Here is a 2,016-nt window from a genome sequence, read left to right as displayed (position 1 = left end):
AGAACAGCCATGGCGGCTGCAATATTCATTCCGTTAACACCGCGGTTAACTGCAACTCAGGAACAAGCGCATATTTAAGAGTCGCTTATAAAGCAGAAGATAACCCGCATCTGCCTCAGGGCAGCTATACGGGTGTTCTTCATCTGATTGCGCGTGACTGGCACAACACGGACTGGACGGCAAACGTGAATGTCGATCTCTCCATTGTGAAGTAAGTGCTTTATTGCTGCGCCAGTTTCTGGCGCAGCAGAAAATGATTCGGCCTGACTTGCTTATTTATCAGATTCACTACAATGAATATTAATTAGTTCTACATTTAATAATCCGTTACGAAATGTTGTAATTAAACAAGCTTCACCTCATGTTTAATTACGGACATTTTAACTATGAATATATTTCAACATGGAATAAAGAAAACTTTTTCCATCGCAGCACTACTCTGTGCGTCTGTTTCTTCCGCTTGTTATGCGGCGGAGACGGTCTCTACTAACCAAACGATGTGGGACGAGTGGAAAAATAATCCGGGATTTACTGAAGCACTCGATGAATTAGGTATTGACTACAATAATTTAATCAATCCAGCTTATGCATCAACCTATGATGTACAAAATGTCAATAACCCCCTGTTCTGGCTCAACCGTACTTTAAAAGTTTACGGTGAGGCTGAACAAGGTCGCTATCAAATTCCTGTTACCGAAGTTCATGGCAATGGCACGAACAGAACCACCAACGGTGGACGTAATAATTACTTCTTAACACATACATGGGGCGTCAAGGGTGAAAACGTTACCCTCCGTCTCGGTGATGTTCCGCAAAATGTTTCCTGCTATGCTGCCGTTGATCCTAACTACGAAGGTATTGTCGGTCCTGCTAATGAGCTTATTCTGAATGCAAACGGTGACACAACCTACACATTCTCTCAGAACGCGCTGCTTATCGTTGGGTGTCAGGATAAAACCAAAAAAATGGAGAATATTGATACATTCGTCTCCGTTGATATTGTTAACGGCGGTACGTATCACCCCCTCTTTATCTTTGGTATGAATGACAGAGCCGAGTGGCGCCAGCAGGCACAGGCCACAACGCCATCAGGCTACCACTTTATGTTTGATGGCAGGACACGCTTCGTTGCAAGTCAGGCAATTGCGCAAAACTCAGCAACTAAAAATATAGAGCAGACCCTCCGCCAGTCGCTGCTGCGAACCATTACTTATGACAAAGTCGATGGGCTGGATGGCTCGAGCTGGTTGCACCAGCCTAGCCGTGGCTTGCTCTTCGTCTCTTATCAGAGCTGCTGCTGGGCAAATAGCGGGCAAGGGCTGATTGGCGTGGGTGGTGACAGCTCAATCCCTGAGACGCCGAGCTGGCTCGACTGGCACGAATACGGTCATCAGTTCCAGATGGGATGGTCCTGGAGTGACCAGGGAGAAGTTACCGTCAACCTTTATTCTATCGCTGCATGTTACACCACCCTCGGCGATACCGATTTCAAAAACTGTCATAGTAATGAAGGCTTTTACGGTTTCGGTTGGGATCAACAAGCTATCGGCACTCTGCTGAAATCCGGGCACACCTGGAATTTTGCTAAAGAAGATCTGTTCCGTAGGGCGTCTTTCTTTGGTGAAATAATGACGAGCTGGCCACAGCTTTACCCGGCACTGTCGAAAGCTTACCGTGAAGTTAACCAGAATGACCCAACCCTGGTTAATAGCAGCCAGAAAAAAATCGACTGGTTTACGCTTAATGCCAGTAAAATCGCCGGCGTTAATCTGAACCAGTATTTCCAGCAGTGGAATATTCCCCTTTCCGCAGAGGCGATTGCAGCAATTAATGCGCTGAATTTACCTCAGCCTAAGAAAGTTGCGAAAACCTTTACCGGTAGCCTGAACGGCTCTTCCCCGATAACGATTGAAGTTCCAGCTGAAGATAACACCGTAAATATTGCTTTTGTGACCAACACACCTAAGGCGGGCCCTACCTCTCTGGTCTGGGTTGAGGATGGTGAAACGCCACTGT

Annotated in this window: 1 protein-coding gene and 1 pseudogene; both read left to right on the top strand. The window is 46.5% G+C overall.

Going from position 1 to position 2,016, the window contains the following annotated elements:
• Positions 1 to 215: pseudogene (locus L977_RS25135) on the top strand (M60 family metallopeptidase); the annotation flags it as partial.
• Positions 216 to 386: 171 nt separating this feature from the next.
• Positions 387 to 2,016 (top strand): M60 family metallopeptidase (locus tag L977_RS22470; RefSeq protein ID WP_231563683.1); only part of this gene is annotated, 1,630 nt, incomplete at its 3' end.

This window comes from Enterobacter sp. ZOR0014 (assembly GCF_000798855.1).
Taxonomy (GTDB): Bacteria; Pseudomonadota; Gammaproteobacteria; order Enterobacterales; family Enterobacteriaceae; genus Enterobacter; species Enterobacter kobei.
This window is presented reverse-complemented; position numbering and strand designations above follow the sequence as displayed.